Source organism: Acidipila sp. EB88, assembly GCF_003858395.1.
Lineage (GTDB): Bacteria > Acidobacteriota > Terriglobia > Terriglobales > Acidobacteriaceae > EB88.
Genome location: NZ_QWEV01000005.1, coordinates 930,426 through 946,363 on the forward strand (window position 1 = coordinate 930,426; position 15,938 = coordinate 946,363).

The window sequence follows — 15,938 nt, forward strand, 5'->3', positions numbered from 1 at the left end:
TTGTGGCCGCTACGATGCTCGCAATTACTTGAAGACGCGCAATGATTCGGGAAATATCTTCCTGGGTGTTTGTCTCGGCCTGGACCACCTGGCGGAAATTGCGTCTTCGCTACTCATCGGAACGCTAGCCGCGGAGGCTCTTCAATGGCGTGGTATGCCTACTGTGTGACAGAAAAACAAGCCTTTCCCGCACTACTCAGACATCGCAAGCCTGTACCGTTGGAGTCTGTAACCGGAGTTGAAGGGAATCAGGTTTTTCTTTATCCAGCCAGTGACTTAGCAGTTCTTGTTTCTGAACATATCCCCACAAACAATCCCAATCCCCAGAATGCCAAGGATCACGCGCGCGTGATTGCGGACTGCTTCAAGATCTCCACCGTACTTCCCTTCCGCTACGGCACCGTGTTCGCGAACGATGAGTTGCTCCGCCGTTCGATCCGCTCCAATCAGAAACATTTCCTGGCCAATCTGGCGTCGCTGCACGGCAAGTGCGAGATGCATATCAAGTTGACGCTTGAAGATTGCTGTCGTGAGCAGATACGCGACTTTCTCGCTGCTGGAACCGGCACCGGCCGTACCTACCTGACTGATCTGCGCGAAACGGCGACCCGCCAGCGTGAGCGGCAGACCCGCGCCCGGTCGCTCTCCATGCAGCTCAACCGTATGTTTGCTCCCGTTGCGGAAGAGATCAGCTGCCGGCGCCTGGAGTCGGGCAAAATGCAGCTGGACGTAAGCCACCTGATCTCATCCCGGCTGGTGGAGCGCTACCAGAACAAGTTCCTGATGGCTCGTGAGCAGATGCGGGATTGCCAACTGCAGCTGTCTGGTCCGTGGCCGCCGTACCACTTCGTCCACAGCCTGACTCGCCCAACGGCACCCGCGCCCATGCTGCCGCAGGCGCGCGCCGTTCCAGCCTAGGTCTCAGCGCCAGCAAGGATTGCTGTCGATACGCTGCACGCCCACAGGGTTCCCGGCACCAGCCGGTTTCCCGGGAGTGCGGCGTTTGCTTTTGCAGGGCATACCTTGACCACTGCTTGACCCGAATACACCGGCTGCGGCAGGACGTCTCGCAGGCATGAATCAGGGATGAGGCTGCTTGCCTGCCAGGAGAAGCGCGTTCTCACTCTTGCGGCGACTCTCGCCCGCATGGTTGATCTTGCTCCAGAACGCCCAGAAATAATCCACGGCGGAAAGCACCGAGATGGCAGCCATGAAGTAGATCGAGGCGACGGAGATGGCATCTACCGGAAAGACGAACCAGCCGATATACCAGTTCTGCCAGCGGTGATCCAGCACGGCGGCGATCACGGAGACAATCTGGATCACCGTCTTGAGCTTGCCGAGGTCGCTTGCCGAAATCGTGAAGCCTTCAGAGCTGGCAATGGAGCGCAGTCCACTCACCAGGAACTCGCGGCCAATCACCACCGTGGCGATCCACGGCTTCACAATGTGTGGGTTGTACTGCACCAGCGCGATAAAGGCTGCCGTCACCATGAGCTTGTCAGCTAGTGGATCGAGCAGAGTGCCCAAGGTCGTGACCTGCCCGTTCTTGCGGGCCAGGTACCCGTCTACCCCGTCCGTGACGAAGGCGAGCAGGAAGAAGATCGCGACGAACAACTCCTGACCACCGGGAACTCCTCGCAGGGGGAAGTGCGGGGATAGCATCCAGATCAGCAGAGGCACGCAAAGAATGCGGCTGGTCGTGATGGAGTTTGGGAGGTTCACACGCGTCTGGTATGTCGGGCGGATTCGGGCGGGGCAACTTCATTATGCACCAGCCCGATGCAAGGACCTCAACCGAGGCTAGCTGCGGGGCGACGGAATACAGCGGAAGACGGTCAGCCTGGCGCCGGAAGCTATCGCCCCTGAGAGCCAAACTGCCTTCCGGAGATCAGCTCATACGCGGGATGCAGCCGCGGCCCTCGACACAGACGGTGTTTGCACCCGCCGAGCGGGCCTGTTCCAATGCCTGGATTGCACTGTCGATAAGACTTTCGCGCGGTGTGCCACGCTTGGCCCGCATGCTTGCCGCGCCAACGGTCACGGTTGAGTAGTGCCGGCGCTGGCCGGCAAAGACCGGCATCTCCTCCACGCAGCCACGCAGGCGCTCCGCGATCTGAGTTGCGCCATCGGTGCCGACTCCGGGAAGCATGACGACGAAGTGATGATTGTCAAAGCGTGCCACCATGTCATCCGAGCGGCGCAAGCTGTCTTTCAGCAGATTCGCGACCTGGCCCTGCAGCAGTTCGGAGAAGCGGAAGCCAAGGTCACGCTTTTGTTCGGCGAAGTTGTCGATGGAGAAGAACAGCAGAGCCACGGCACTGCGGCGGCTTGCGGCCTGGTCCCACGCGGCGCGGAACCGCATGTCAAACGCCAGCCGGTTGCCAACGCCTGTTTCCGGGTCCAGGTGACGGCTGCCTTCGGGCGTCGCCTCGCCGGGTACCCCGGCAAAGGCTGCCTGACGCAGCAGCAGGAAGTCACGACGCGCCTCATTGTGGCGCACGCTGGCCAGCAGGATAAGCAGCGCCGCGGCGAAGCCCGGCGCCCAGATCGATTCAAAGATGACGGAGTTTCCGACCGAGTGGCTGGCCGGCCCAAGCAGCAAAGACACGGCATCCGCGCACAAAGCAAGCAGGGCGGAAGGAATGGCCCAGTGGCGCGGCAGCACCGTGAGCCACCCGACAAACAGCATCAGCAGGCCGACGCCCGTCTGCATGGGCAGAAGCTGCTGCGCCGTGTTGAAGGGCACTGCGGCCAGCAGGGCCACCACCAGCAGGGTCGAGAACAGCACCAGGATTCCGCGACCCGCGTCCTTGACCCGGAAAGAGTTCGGAAGCAGCAGGATCACCAGCAGCAGCAGCGTGATCGGGGCGCCGCGCACAGCAAAGGTGGTGGGTGAGAGGTGCAGCAGGCTGCGCTCGGCGATGAGCAGCACGTGAAAGATCAGCCCGGCACCCAGCAGGGCCGGCAGAGTTCCTGCGGACGGGACGGTAGCCTGCATTTCGGCGAACTCCATCTCGAGTTCAGTTGGAAAGCGGCCCGGTCGCGGCTTTGCGGCGGGCGGGCCGGGTACTGCTTGCTTCAAGGATTCTGAGATGGAGGATTCGAACATGAGGTCCCTATCGGCTTGACCATGGATCACAACAGTTGACCTAGAAGGACACCCGCTTGTGGTTCCCATTTTTGCATGGGCGCCTCCCGAAACAGCAGCCCGAGCGTCGCCCTCGCAGGCCCTCGCATTACCGCGGTACTGAAAGACGCCACCCTATATGCTGCCGCCAGGGATACGGCACGGAGCAAGAGCGACGGGAGGCCCCTGACGACTGCATCGTCAGAGCTGCCCTGCCGGAGCCACCCTTGATGGAGCGAACAGCACCCACGACCTTGCCGTCGCCACGGCAGCAGGGACGAACTCAGGCGTAGATGCCACGTTGCTTGATGGCGAACGCCACCCGGTCCATCGCCAGCATGTAGGCGGCGATCCGATTGTTCACCGCATGTGCTTCGGCATAGCGCACCACATCTTCAAAGCTGTCGGCGAGGATGGCTTCGAGCCGCTCGTTGACGGTGTCCTCTTTCCAGAAGTAGCCCTGCCGGTCCTGCACCCACTCGAAGTACGAGGCCGTGACGCCTCCGGCATTTGCTAGGATGTCCGGGATCACGAAGATGCGCTTCTCGGCAAGGATGTCGTCGGCGACCGCGGTGGTCGGCCCGTTTGCGCCTTCGGCCACGATGCGTGCCTTGATGCGATCCGCGTTGCGGCTGGTGATGACGTTTTCCATGGCAGCCGGAATCAGCACCTCGCACTCGGTTGTCAACAACTCATCCGGATCGGCTGCCTCGGCCCCGCGGAAGTCCAGGATTGTGCCATTGCGCAGGCGATGCTCGGCGAGCGCATGGATGTCGATGCCGTCACGGTTGAACAGTCCACCGTCGTACTCGGCGATGCCGATGATCTTGTAACCGGCCTCCATCATAAGCCGGGCCGCATTGGAGCCGACATTGCCGAACCCCTGCAGGATCACGCGGCAACCTTCGCGCGGCATTTCCAGGAAGCGCAGAGCTTCATCACAGACCTTGCGCACACCTCGCCCGGTCGCTTCCCTGCGGCCCCGCGAACCGCCGATGGACAAAGGCTTGCCGGTAACCACGCTGGTTACCGTCTGGCGCATGTGCATGGAGTAGGTGTCCATGATCCATGCCATGGTCTGCTCGTTGGTTCCCAGGTCCGGGGCGGGTACATCCTTTTCCGGTCCGATGAAGTCAATGATCTCCGCGGTGTAGCGACGCGTGACGCGCTCAAGCTCCCCCTGGGACATCGTCTTGGGATCGCAGATCACTCCGCCCTTTGCGCCACCGAACGGGATGTTCACGACAGCGCACTTCCATGTCATCCAACTCGCCAGTGCCCGCACTTCGTCGAGCGTGACGTCGGGCGCGTAGCGAATGCCGCCCTTGCCGGGGCCACGCGCCTGGGAGTGCTGCACGCGGTAGCCGGTGAACACTTCAAAGCGGCCGTCGTCCATCTGCACCGGAAAGTGCACGATGATCTCGCGGGAGGGCTGGCGCAGCACTTTCCAGAGTCCGTCCTCCAGGTTCAGCTTGCGTGCCGCGTAATCAAAACGGGCAGCTTGCGCTTCCCAAGGATTAATTTCCTGCTCGAGCGATATGGTCGTTGCCATGCTTCTTCTCTCCCCTGCCCTTGGAGGGGTCAGGTTTCCAGCTATGCGCCGGACGGTACAAACGCACCGAGTATAGGCTTCGCTCCGTGCGCCAGCAAGGCAGCGGCGCCACGCGGAGGTTCGCTGGTCACTGATCAAGTCGGCAAGTGCCGGTCTGGGCGAAGCCCGGCGGGAGCTGGATGGACGCGGCCATCCTTTCACCTACCTTCCTGGCCATTTACCATGGCCAGTACGCCATGCCAGATTCTGCCTACTCCCTGCCTGCTTCCCAGCCTTCTCGCGATCAGTTCATGGCTCTTGCGCAGACACATACGCTGGTGCCGTTGTACCTGACGCTCAACGCTGACCTGGAGACGCCGGTCACCGCCTTTCTTCGCCTCACCGCCGACGACGCCTCCGAGTGTTTCCTGCTGGAGTCTGTAGAAGGAGGCGAGAAGATAGGCCGATACACCTTTATCGGCGTGCGCCCGTTTCGCAAGATCATCGCGCGTGGTACGGAGCTCACCGTGAGCGAGCGTGGCACAACCACCCGGCTGGAAGGCGATGTATTCGAGACGCTCCAGGCTGCGCTGAGCGGCCACACACCGGCGCGGCTGCCGGGGCTCCCTCCCTTCACGGCTGGAGCGGTAGGCTTCTTCGCCTATGACGTGGTCCGGCAGATCGAGCAGCTGCCGGCGACCGCGGTGGATGAGCTGCACGTGCCGGACGCGTGCCTGCTCTTCTTCGATGAAGTGCTCGCGTTCGATTACGTGCGCAAGGAGATGGTGCTGATCGTAACGGCGGATGTGCGCGAGCGCGGCGCGGAGGAAGCTTACGCAGCCGCGCAGCTCCGTCTGGAAGACTTTGCGGCCCGGCTGGCTCGCCCCATCCCCGAAAGCGCGCTGCATCCGCCCGTGAAGCCCGGGAGCGCGCTTGCCGTGGTGTCACGCACAAGCGAGTCCCGCTTTCTCGATTCGATCGCGCAGGCCAAGGAGTACATCGCAGCCGGCGACATCTTCCAGGTGGTGCTGTCGCAGCGCTTCGATGTGACACCCGGCGTGGATCCTTTCCGGATCTACCGCTCGCTGCGCGTGGTGAATCCTTCGCCGTACATGTACTTCCTGCGGCTGGCGCTCGATGACACGCCGTCCAGTGTGCTGACGCATATCGTGGGCTCGTCTCCCGAGCTGCTGGTGCGTGTGACAGGCGACAAGGTTGAGTACCGGCCCATTGCCGGAACACGTCCGCGCTCGGCCGACGAGGAAGAAGACAGGCAGATCGCAGAGGAGCTGCTTGCCGATGAGAAAGAGCGCTCCGAGCACGTGATGCTGGTCGACCTGGGCCGCAACGATGTGGGCCGGGTGAGCGAGTTCGGCAGCGTGCGCGTGCGCGATCTGATGCACATCGAACGCTACTCGCACGTGATGCACATCGTGAGTGCCATCGAAGGACGCCTGCGCAAGGACCTGGATGCCGTAGATGCATTCCGGGCCTGCTTCCCTGCCGGCACACTCTCTGGCGCTCCCAAGATCCGGGCCATGGAAATCATCGAGGAGCTGGAGCCGGCGCGACGCGGCGTCTATGGTGGCGCAGTGTTCTACGCGGACTACTCCGGCAACTTTGACTCCTGCATCGCGATTCGCACCCTGCTCCTGCAGGGCGAACCGGGCCAGGAGCGCGGCTGCGTGCAGGCCGGGGCAGGCATCGTCGCGGACTCGGTTCCGGAGCGCGAACATGAGGAGTGCCAGAACAAGGCCAAGGCGGTGCTGCGCGCGATCGAACGGGCCCGCGGTTAGCTGTTACGCAGCATTGGATCGGGCGCTTCGCCGCCACACTTTGTTGGTCCTGAGAACATCGAATGCAGCAGGTGCTTTTGCACAGGCGCGCAGGGTGCAACCTCGCCTCCCGGGCGCTGCTCTCAACACCCAGGTCTTGCGCCTCAGGTATTGATCCGAAAGCGCTCCCCTTACGATTCCAAGTCCGTCCGCTCCTTGAGAGCGGTCCCACCCGAAAGAGACAGGAACAAGATATGGCGACTTCTCCAGTAGCGAACCCGACCACCGTTGCGGCATTCTTCATCACCGAGACACGTGCAGCGCAGGCAATTACCGCGTTGACCAGCGCAGGCTTCCACGCGCACGAGATTGGCGCGGCAACCAATGGCGAGTTCTCCGGCGTCGACACCATGCCAGCCGCCTCGTCTCCCAGTTCCGCAGGCAACCTCGGCGGCAAGACCGAGGCGATGTGGGACAAGGTGAAGAACTTCTTTGACGGCAGCGAGAGCACCAGCAACGAAGGTGGCATCGAGCAGTACGCCGACGAGCATGCTCGTGACCGCTCATCGCACGAGATCACTGGTGGCTCCGCGTATGAAGCACACGACGTGAGCTCATCGCTTGAGGGGATGTCGCTGCCCGAGTCACAAATCGAGTACTTCGAGCGCAAGCTGCAGTCGCGCGCCGGTGGAGTGGTCGTCACTGTGAATGCAGGTGGCCGTGCGCAGGAAGCACAGGCGATCCTGGAAGAGCACGGCGGCGACCTCGGAAGCACAACCAGCGGCGCCTATGAAGCAACCAGCGCAGTCGCGGCGACCAGTGCCTCGGAAGCAGACGTGCTGCCCGTTGCCGCGTCGGCAGTGGAGCCGGCCGCCGGCACACAGCGTATCCAGTTGCTCGGCGAGGTGCTGCGCGTGCACAAGGATCGTGTCAGCCGCGGCGAAGTGCGCATCCGCAAGGAGATCATCACCGAGCAGCAGATGGTGCAGGTACCGGTGACGCATGAAGAGCTGGTGATCGAGCGCATCCCCGTCACGGGTCAGACTGCCGTACAAGGCGCTATCGGCGAGAACAGCGAGGTTCGCATTCCCTTGTCCGAGGAAATTGCCTCGCTCGACAAGCAGACCATTGTCCGCGAGGAAGTCGCGATCGGCAAGCGGGCGGTTGAGGAAGTGCAGGAAGTCGGTGGCGCGGTGCGTCACGAAGAGCTGCAGGTAGAAGACGCGACGGATGCAACGGTCCGCACGTCCGACTCGATTGTTCCCCGTACGTAGTCAGCAGCAGCGTTCCATGCGCAATGTCGTGAGCAAGCAAAGAGGGGTGCGGCGCGAGCTGCACCCTTTCCTTTGGTGTCAACGGGGTGGACGACCGAACGCCAAACAGGGCATGCTCGAACGCATATGCTTCGGCCGATCCTAGCAACACTGCTCGCTCTTTCCTCTGGCACCCTTTTGGCCCAGACCGCCCCCACGCCTACCGCTACTCCCTGGTGGAAGGGCGCAGTGCTCTACGAGATTTATCCGCGCTCGTTCCAGGACTCGAACGGGGATGGCGTGGGCGATCTGAACGGCATCACCAGCCGCTTGGACTACCTGCAGAAGTTGGGGATCGACGGCATCTGGATTGCGCCTGCGTACCCGTCACCTCAGGTTGACTTCGGCTACGACATCTCGGACTACGAAGCGATTGATCCGCAGTATGGCACCATGGCGGACTTTGAAAAGCTGGTGGCTGCAGCCAAGCAGCGGCACATCCGCGTGTTGATGGACATGGTGCTGAACCACACCTCGGACAAAGATCCGTGGTTTGTGCAGTCCAAGTCGTCACGCACCGACCCCAAGCGTGACTGGTACGTGTGGCGCGACCCCAAGGGCTACGACAAGGACGGCAAGCCGATTCCACCCAACAACTGGCAGAGTGTGTTCGGCCACTCCGCGTGGGAGTGGGACGCCGGGACGAAGCAGTTTTACTATCACCGCTTCTACGTGCAGCAGCCGGATCTGAACTGGCGCAACCCCGCGGTTGAAAAGGCGATGTTCGACGTGTTGCGCTTCTGGCTCGACAAGGGCGTGGCGGGTTTCCGCCTGGATGCGATCCCTTCGCTGTTTGAGGATCCTGCGATGCGCAATGAACCGGAAAAGGGTGGCACCAACGCGTACGGCGATCCCAACCTGAACACGATCTACACCGACAATCTGCCCGAGGTGCACGGTGTGATCGCACGCATGCGCAAGGTGGTGGCTGCGTACCCGGATGACCGGGTGCTGATCGGCGAAACCTACCTGCCCAACGTGGAAGAGCTGGATAAGTGGTACGGCGGCGCAGCCAAGAACGAGTTGCAGCTACCCATGGACATGCTGCTTGGCTTTGGCTCGGGCTATGCCGGGCACGGCAAGCTCGACGCGACGTTCTTCCGCAACACAATCAACGCGGCGGAAACAAAGCTTCAGGGCTCCGAGCCGCTGTTCGTGTTCTCGAACCATGACAATCCACGCGACTGGGACCGCTACTCCGATGGCGTGCACGATCTCCAGATCGCCAAGATTCTCGCCACCATGCTGCTGACCACCCGGGACACAGCCCTGCTGTATTACGGGGAAGAGCTTGGCATGAAGACGCACACGCCGACCCGTGTCGAAGATGTACAGGACCCGATCGGCAAGCTCGGCTGGCCCAAGGAAAAGGGCCGTGACGGAGAGCGCACACCGATGCAGTGGACTGCCGACGCGCAGGCAGGCTTCTCTACGAACGCGCACACCTGGCTGCCGGTCGCGGCGGACCATACCACGCTCAACGTGGTGAGCGAGGAGCAGGACCCGAACTCGCTGCTGCGCTGGTACCAGCAGCTCACGCACCTGCGCGACAGCAACCCCGCGTTCGCCCCTGACGCAAAGATCAACGTGCTGATGAACACGGCTGCCGATGTGCTGGCCTATACGCGTGCCGGCGCGGACGGCAAGCTGGTACTGGTCGCGATCAACATGAGCGACGCGCCGCAGACGCTGGATACCTCGGCGTACGTGGGCACGGGTGCGCTGCACACGCTGGCAGCCAGCAACGCGCCGCAGAACAATTCAGTGAAGAGCAAGCAGGTGACGCTGCCGCCCTTCAGCGTCTGGGTAGCTGAGCAGGGGCAGTAGCGCTGCCCGGCAGGCTGTGCGCGGCGCCCGCGAAGTGCAGGCGCTGCGAGCCTCCCTTAGTGAAAGGACGCTGCCGCAGTAAACTAGCGCCATGGTCTTTGTGCTCGACAACTACGATTCGTTCACCTACAACCTCGTCCAGTACATGGGCGAACTGGGCGCGGAGATGGTGATCCGCCGCAACGACGAACTGTCGGTGGACGAGGTCGAAGCACTCGCGCCGGAGCGGATCCTGCTTTCGCCCGGGCCCTGCACACCGCAGGAAGCCGGGATCTCGATCGAGTTGATCCAGCGCTTTGCCGGCAAGGTGCCGATCCTGGGCGTATGCCTCGGGCACCAGGCGCTGGGTGCTGCTTTCGGCGGCTCGGTTGTGAGGGCGCCCAAGCTGATGCACGGTAAGACCAGCGAGGTGGAGCACGATGGCAAGACCATCTTCTCGAACATTGCAAGCCCGATGACCTGCACCCGCTATCACTCGCTCATCGTGGCGGATGAGGGCCTGCCAGCGGAGCTTGAAGTATCGGCGCGCACGGCTGACGGCATCATCATGGGGCTGCGCCACCGTGAGTTCCCGGTGGAAGGGGTGCAGTTTCACCCGGAGAGCGCGCTGACCCACGATGGCAAGCGGCTGGTGCAGAACTTCCTCGAGCTGTGACAAGGTTGGGTTTAGCCCGAAGCAAGCGAATGGCGAAGCACGGCGAACAGGATCAGGAGCGACATCGCATCATGCATGTGTATCGGACCCTTGCGGCGGCCATCCCCGTGCTTCTTGTTCCGTTTGCGGGCTCAGCGCAAGCCAACACTCCCGAGCATCCCGCCTCGCAGGCTGTCGCCTCCGTGGCCACGCAGGGCGTCAGTCTGCATGGCGCGATCAGCGTGGCAGATGGCCGCGCGCAGATCGCCAACAATGGCGACATCACGGCGGCCGACAAATCCGCAGCCGTGATGCTGGCCCGGGGCGGCCAACTGCTGGTCTGTGCCAGCACTACCATCCACATCGCCAAGGATGCGGTGCCGCAGGCAAATAGCAAGCCGGCTGACGCGGGATTGATGTTCTCCCTCGACCGCGGCGCGTTCGAGACCGACTACCTGCCAGCCTCGTACTCCGACGTGGTGATGACACCCGACCTGCGACTGCTGATCTCGCCGCCAGGTGCAGCCCACCTGAAGCTGCGCGTGAACGAGCAGGGCGACACCTGCGTGGACAACGCCGGCGAAAATGCCCCGTACGTCACCGTGAGCAGCCTGTCCGAGGGCGGCGTATACCGCGTGCGTCCAGGGCAGCGGGTACTGTTTGTGAAGGGTTCGCTGCAAGAGGTGGTGGACAACGAGCGGGAGCCCTGTGGGTGTCCGGTCGAAGCGCCCACACCTGCCCTTGCTGTCGGTGGCAAGCCCGCAGGCGGCCCATCTTCGAAACTCTCGGACACGGAATTTCCGCTGGCGGTGAGTGAAGGTTTGAAGCCGCCGCCCGGGCCCTCGAGCGAGGTGATCGTGCCAGCCGGCCAGCCGCATGCGCAGGTTGCCGCGACGCTTTCCTCCACTGAACCGCCAGGGCCTCCGCCGCCTGAACCAGCAGTGTCCGCGGCAGCGAAGCCAGTTCCTGTGCCAACGAAAGCTGCCCCGCGTGGCGGGTTCTTGCACTCGGTAGGGCACTTCTTCTCCAGGGTCTTCGGAGGCAGCTGACGCGGAAGTCCGCAAGCCAGGTCAACGGCCGAACATGTAGCTGAAGCCAGTGGCGAGAGAGTTCTGGTGAGCCCCCGCTAGGGCAGCTCCTTGCGCCCGGCGGTTGATCGCCGTGGGATAGAATGGGGCTGGCGACCAGGAGCTGCTGCCATCCTGCCTGCATATCTCGCGCTGCTTCAGTGCGTTTCATTCCGATCCAAGATTCAAGGAGCCTCCCCGTATGGCGATCCCCGCCACCCAGATGCGTCCGGGCATGATCATCAAGTTCAACAACGAGCTGCACACCGTGTTCGCCGTGGAGCACCGTACCCCCGGCAACCTGCGCGCATTCATCCAGGCCAAGCTGCGCAACCTGCGGACCGGCGCCATGTTCGAGCATCGCTTCCGCTCGCCCGACCCGATCGATCGCGTCATCGTGGATGAGCAGTCGATGGAGTTTCTGTACAGCGATGGCGATGACTACTACTTCATGGACACCACCAGCTACGAGCAGCTCAACCTCAAGCGCGACACGCTGGGCGATGCCGTGGAATACCTGACGCCCAACCTGCAGATCACTGTTTCCATCTTCGACGGGGTGCCGGTCGGCATCGACCTGCCGGGCACCGTGGAGCTGACCGTGATCCAGACGGAGCCCGGGCTGAAGTCGGCAACGGCCTCCTCCGTGACCAAGCCCGCCACCACGGAAACCGGCCTGGTCGTGCAGGTGCCGCCCTTTATCAACGAGGGCGAGAAGATCCGCGTGGACACCGCGGAAGGCGTTTACCTTTCGCGCGCTTAAACCCAACGCATTCGTTGCTCAGCAAAGGCGTCGCGAAAGCGGCGCCTTTGTATTTGTGTGCCACGTGTGCTGCGGTATTTGGCTCAAAAGTTACGTTGCCCGCCAGCAGGCAGGCAGCTAGGATGGCAGACACCATGCACTGGCAAAAGGGTTTTCAGCGAATTCGTCTCGTCGGTACGGTAGCACTTGTGCTGGGCGCTGTGTTGCTGCTCGCGGTGGTGCTCACACAGTCACTCGGCTATGCACCGGATCACGCGTTTGCGCAGCTTTACAGCGCCTTTTGGCCACTCGGGCTGATGCTGCTCGTTCTGGGAGCGCTGCTGTGGGTGGCGGTGTGGGTGCTGACGGGTTTTCTGCCTCCGGACACTGTGGGTCGGTCTGCACCGGGCGAGGCAACGACCACGCGGGCATCGTTCCGCCAGTAAGTACGGATCGCAAAGCCTCCCACCTACCGGCCGCACGCTGCTCAGGAGCCCCTGTGATCACTTTTGCTGTTGATATCGCTACGCATGGCAGCACCCCGGTCGAGCACACGAGTGATCTCGCCGCTGTACTGAGCGCGGTGGCCTCGATCTGTTCGGCCGTGGTGTGGCCGGTGCTGATCGGGCTGGTGCTGTGGTGGTTTCGCGACCAGGCCCGCGAGCTGCTGCGCGCCGCGGTAGGCGTGGCGGAGGGCGCGACCCGCTTCAAGATCTGGCAGATTGAGTTCGACCGCGACGTGCAGCAGCAGGTAGCACAGAGCGAGTCGGCGGCCCTGCAGGCTCCGGTCTCCACGTCACCGCTGGCTGGTCACGCCATCGTCGCAGACCCAGGCCAGCCAGCAGCGGGAGACACCGCCGCACGCGCAACCGAGAGGGCGGCCATGATCCCCAGCAGCGAGGTTGCGGCGGCAACGGGCGTGCGCTCGCTGCTCGATGCTGCGCCAAACTCGACCCTGCGCAAAACAGCCGAATCGGCGATCAAGCAAAGGATGCTCGGCTTCGCGCAGGAGTATGAGACGCTGCGTGCCTCCATGCATGCGGGACCGGAACGAACGCGGGCGATGAACGCAGTGATGGCGAAGATGCGCACGCTGGCGCTGGCGGCCGATCTTTTCCTGGAAGAGTGGATGGGTGCGATCAGCTCGCCGGGCAGGCGGTTGGCGGCGATCGCCATCCTGCAGATGAAGCCGCAGATGGCAGCCGTTCCGTGGCTGGTGGAGCGCATGCGCCTGGAACAGCCGTTTGTGTTCTTTCATGCCTCGGTGGCGTTGTTGAACGCGGCGCGGCGTTTTGGCGGCACGGATCGCGCCACCCTTGCCGAAGCCGTGCGAGCATCGCTGGCGCGGGTGCAGAGCTTTGGCGAGAATGCGGACCCCAACACCGTGCGACTGCTCACGCTGGCGCAGTCCGAGCTCGAAACCCCGGCCTGACCGGGCGCACTCGGCACACAGCTTTCGTGCGCGTTGCGCAGCCGCTACGCCAGCGCCGGCTTGCACTTCCCTGCCGGAAGTTGGGAGACTGTACGGGCACGGTGCTGCCGCCGCGCCCGTGGAGGATCGCATTGTCGACTGAAAACCGGGCACAGACCGAAGCAGACCTGATCGTCCGTCGCTACAGTGTCTCGGGCAGGGTGCAGGGGGTAGGGTTTCGCTGGTTCGTGCACCGGGAGGCAGCAGCCCTCGGCCTGCGCGGTTGGGTGCGCAACACTCCGAGTGGCACGGTGGAGCTGGTCGCTGCCGGATCCCTGGCAGACCTCGCCAAGCTGCGCATGGCTCTGGAACAGGGTTCGCGCGGCTCCCGGGTGGATCGCGTAGAGGAAAACGCGCTGGCGGCGAGCGAAGCCGATACTCTGGGAGTATTCACCATTGAAGGAGCCTGGTAACTGATGACACCCACCGCCGTACCCGCAAACAATGCCGGCAGCACCGAGCAGAGTGATTTCCTAAAGAGCCTGGTACGCACGGTGCCCGACTTCCCCAAGCCTGGCATCCTGTTCTACGACATCACCACTGTTCTGAAGGATCGCAAGGGGTTTGCGGCGCTGATCGACGGACTGGCCTCGCACTACATCAATGAAGACGTCGACATGGTGCTCGGCATCGAAGCCCGCGGCTTTATTTTTGGACCCGCGCTCGCCTACCGCCTCAACGCCGGCTTCGCGCCCGTGCGCAAACCCAAGAAGCTCCCCGCCGAGGTGATCAAGGTCAGCTACGACCTCGAATACGGTTCGGATTCGCTGGAGATTCACAAGGACGCGGTTGCGCCGGGGCAGAAGGTCCTGATTGTTGACGATCTGCTGGCCACCGGCGGCACCATGGAAGCCACGATCAAGCTCGTAAAGCAACTGGGTGGCGAGATCGCTGGCCTGGGCTTTGCAGTGGAACTGGACTTCCTGAAGGGTCGGGCGCGTTTTCCGGAGTACGACGTCTTTTCGCTGCTGCACTACGCCGAATAGGCCCGACACACGCAAGAAAAGGCTGCAGCCGTGGCCGGCGCAGCCTTTTTTGTGTAGCTGTTCTTGCTTCAGCCCGCTAGGCTCGCGCTCCACGCACGAAGTGCAGGATCACCGAGATAATGGCGAAGATGATCAGCAGGTGAATAAAAAACGCTGACACATGGAAGACCACGAAGCCGAGAATCCAGGCGATAAAAAGCAGAACTCCGATACCAAGTAACATTTGTTTGTCTCCCCTTGCCATGTGCGCGTGAACAAATTGCGCTTCTATGCCCCCTTATGGATGTAAGTCCCGGGACAAGGTTTGCTTGCGATTGTGTTTCCGTTAGCAGCAGAACGCAGAAAATCTTAGTGCGCGGGCTGCTTCGCTTCGCCGTGAACCTGCGCTGCCATGTTTGCGAGGGTTTTCTCGGTCTCCAGCTCTTCGGCCAGTGTCTGGCTGAACAACTCCGCTACCTTGTCCTGATCGAGGGCGGTGGCATAGAGCTGCAGTGTGCTGTAGGTGGCGATTTCCCAGTGCTCGACGCGGCGTGCGGCAGCCAGCAGCATGGCATCGATCACGTGCGGGTCGCCGCCCTCTCCCAGACGATCCTCCACTTCGCGGATCATCGCTTTGATCGCGAAGCCATGGCCACCCCGAGGGCTGACCGCAAGCAGTGAGCAGGCCTGGTCGAGCCGCTCGATGTGCGCCTTGGTCTGCTCATGATGCTTCTGGAAGGCATTCTTCAGATCGGCCGCGTCCGCTCCCTGGGCCATGCGGGGCAACGACTGCTCGAGCAAAGTTTCGGAAAAATAGAGTTCCTGTACTTCGTCGATCAAAAGCCGACGCAGGTTATTCAGCTGCATAGTTTCCCTCCTGGGATGGAGCTGCCGTGTCCACGGTGCCTCGCTTCTTGAGATGCGGCGTGCGCGCGAATCCTGCGGGTATGCGCGCGGAATCGCGTCAAATCGGCTCAGGCTCACGTGAGGCACGGACAGGCACTTCACTCCGCAGTGGGCTTTGCCCGGGAAAGCCCCTCGCGTGACTTTTCGGTCACGAGCAGACACTCGTCCGGCCGCAGCCATCCCTTGCGGCGGAACCATGCCTGCATCGCCTCGGCGAGTGCTTCGGCAGGCACGTGGAAGCCGGCTTCGATCACCCCGTCGGCCCGGGGCAGCGTGTCGTCGAAGATCGCGGCGTTGGTGAAGTTGCGCATGCAGAAGTGATCCAGCCACGCCAAGGGAACGAGTTCACCCCGCGGTGTGTCCGCCGCCGGGCGCGGGCTTCCCAGCGCGTGCTCGCTCCCGGCCTGTGCGGCGGCCTTGACTTCGGACGTGCGAATTTCAAGAATGCGCGCGAACATGCCGGACTCTCCCACTTACCTGCGCTGCGACCCTCATGGTAGCGCGCCGCCCTGCCGGCCCCGCCACGTTGGGAAGCTTTGCGGAGCAGGGTGATGGAAGTGGATCGCCCGGGAACGCT

17 protein-coding genes are annotated in these 15,938 nt (G+C 62.7%); 11 read left to right on the plus strand and 6 right to left on the minus strand.

What is annotated here, in order from left to right:
- Window positions 1–144: 144 nt before the first annotated feature.
- Window positions 145–918: a GvpL/GvpF family gas vesicle protein gene (locus D1Y84_RS04710; protein WP_124847497.1), complete on the plus strand. Its 774-nt coding sequence runs from the start codon at window positions 145–147 to the stop codon at window positions 916–918.
- A 162-nt stretch (window positions 919–1,080) separates the two neighbouring features.
- Here D1Y84_RS04710 and pgsA read toward each other — a convergent pair whose 3' ends face one another.
- The 3 genes from pgsA to D1Y84_RS04725 form a co-directional block, all read right to left on the minus strand.
- The gene (pgsA, locus tag D1Y84_RS04715; RefSeq protein WP_124847498.1) at window positions 1,081–1,725 is read right to left on the minus strand and encodes a CDP-diacylglycerol--glycerol-3-phosphate 3-phosphatidyltransferase; all 645 of its coding nucleotides are present in this window, start codon (window positions 1,723–1,725) and stop codon (window positions 1,081–1,083) included.
- A gap of 166 nt (window positions 1,726–1,891) precedes the next feature.
- Window positions 1,892–3,085, minus strand: coding sequence for a GGDEF domain-containing protein (locus D1Y84_RS04720; protein WP_158615324.1), 1,194 nt, complete (start codon window positions 3,083–3,085; stop codon window positions 1,892–1,894).
- Window positions 3,086–3,413: 328 nt separating this feature from the next.
- Window positions 3,414–4,682 (minus strand): Glu/Leu/Phe/Val dehydrogenase, encoded by a 1,269-nt coding sequence (locus D1Y84_RS04725; RefSeq protein WP_124847500.1) that lies wholly within the window; start codon window positions 4,680–4,682, stop codon window positions 3,414–3,416.
- 236 nt (window positions 4,683–4,918) lie between these two features.
- Between D1Y84_RS04725 and trpE the strand changes: the two genes are divergently transcribed.
- The 10 genes from trpE to D1Y84_RS04775 all read left to right on the plus strand — a co-directional run bounded on the left by trpE (window position 4,919) and on the right by D1Y84_RS04775 (window position 14,476).
- Window positions 4,919–6,457: an anthranilate synthase component I gene (gene trpE, locus D1Y84_RS04730; RefSeq protein ID WP_124849933.1), complete on the plus strand. Its 1,539-nt coding sequence runs from the start codon at window positions 4,919–4,921 to the stop codon at window positions 6,455–6,457.
- Between the two features lie 233 nt (window positions 6,458–6,690).
- Entirely contained in the window at window positions 6,691–7,710 is a 1,020-nt protein-coding gene (locus D1Y84_RS04735; RefSeq protein WP_158615325.1) for a YsnF/AvaK domain-containing protein, read from the plus strand.
- A 177-nt stretch (window positions 7,711–7,887) separates the two neighbouring features.
- Window positions 7,888–9,576: an alpha-glucosidase gene (locus tag D1Y84_RS04740; RefSeq protein WP_370245708.1), complete on the plus strand. Its 1,689-nt coding sequence runs from the start codon at window positions 7,888–7,890 to the stop codon at window positions 9,574–9,576.
- Between the two features lie 91 nt (window positions 9,577–9,667).
- Window positions 9,668–10,231 (plus strand): aminodeoxychorismate/anthranilate synthase component II, encoded by a 564-nt coding sequence (locus D1Y84_RS04745; RefSeq protein WP_124847503.1) that lies wholly within the window; start codon window positions 9,668–9,670, stop codon window positions 10,229–10,231.
- Between the two features lie 29 nt (window positions 10,232–10,260).
- The gene (locus D1Y84_RS04750) at window positions 10,261–11,259 is read left to right on the plus strand and encodes a hypothetical protein (protein WP_124847504.1); all 999 of its coding nucleotides are present in this window, start codon (window positions 10,261–10,263) and stop codon (window positions 11,257–11,259) included.
- A 220-nt stretch (window positions 11,260–11,479) separates the two neighbouring features.
- Window positions 11,480–12,040, plus strand: a complete 561-nt coding sequence (gene efp / locus D1Y84_RS04755) for an elongation factor P (RefSeq protein ID WP_124847505.1) — start codon at window positions 11,480–11,482, stop codon at window positions 12,038–12,040.
- A 122-nt stretch (window positions 12,041–12,162) separates the two neighbouring features.
- The gene (locus tag D1Y84_RS04760) at window positions 12,163–12,465 is read left to right on the plus strand and encodes a hypothetical protein (RefSeq protein ID WP_124847506.1); all 303 of its coding nucleotides are present in this window, start codon (window positions 12,163–12,165) and stop codon (window positions 12,463–12,465) included.
- A gap of 53 nt (window positions 12,466–12,518) precedes the next feature.
- Window positions 12,519–13,451, plus strand: a complete 933-nt coding sequence (locus tag D1Y84_RS04765) for a hypothetical protein (RefSeq protein WP_124847507.1) — start codon at window positions 12,519–12,521, stop codon at window positions 13,449–13,451.
- 131 nt (window positions 13,452–13,582) lie between these two features.
- Window positions 13,583–13,903, plus strand: coding sequence for an acylphosphatase (locus D1Y84_RS04770; protein WP_233581139.1), 321 nt, complete (start codon window positions 13,583–13,585; stop codon window positions 13,901–13,903).
- Window positions 13,904–13,906: 3 nt separating this feature from the next.
- The gene (locus D1Y84_RS04775) at window positions 13,907–14,476 is read left to right on the plus strand and encodes an adenine phosphoribosyltransferase (protein WP_124847508.1); all 570 of its coding nucleotides are present in this window, start codon (window positions 13,907–13,909) and stop codon (window positions 14,474–14,476) included.
- A 76-nt stretch (window positions 14,477–14,552) separates the two neighbouring features.
- On the opposite strand, the gene D1Y84_RS04780 is transcribed toward D1Y84_RS04775, so the two are convergent.
- The 3 genes from D1Y84_RS04780 to D1Y84_RS04790 form a co-directional block, all read right to left on the minus strand.
- Window positions 14,553–14,699: a lmo0937 family membrane protein gene (locus D1Y84_RS04780; protein WP_124847509.1), complete on the minus strand. Its 147-nt coding sequence runs from the start codon at window positions 14,697–14,699 to the stop codon at window positions 14,553–14,555.
- 125 nt (window positions 14,700–14,824) lie between these two features.
- Window positions 14,825–15,322 carry a ferritin-like domain-containing protein gene (locus D1Y84_RS04785; protein ID WP_158615326.1) on the minus strand — a complete coding sequence of 166 codons (498 nt, stop codon included), beginning with the start codon at window positions 15,320–15,322 and terminating at the stop codon, window positions 14,825–14,827.
- Window positions 15,323–15,459: 137 nt separating this feature from the next.
- Window positions 15,460–15,819: a hypothetical protein gene (locus D1Y84_RS04790; RefSeq protein WP_233581140.1), complete on the minus strand. Its 360-nt coding sequence runs from the start codon at window positions 15,817–15,819 to the stop codon at window positions 15,460–15,462.
- Window positions 15,820–15,938 lie beyond the last annotated feature (119 nt).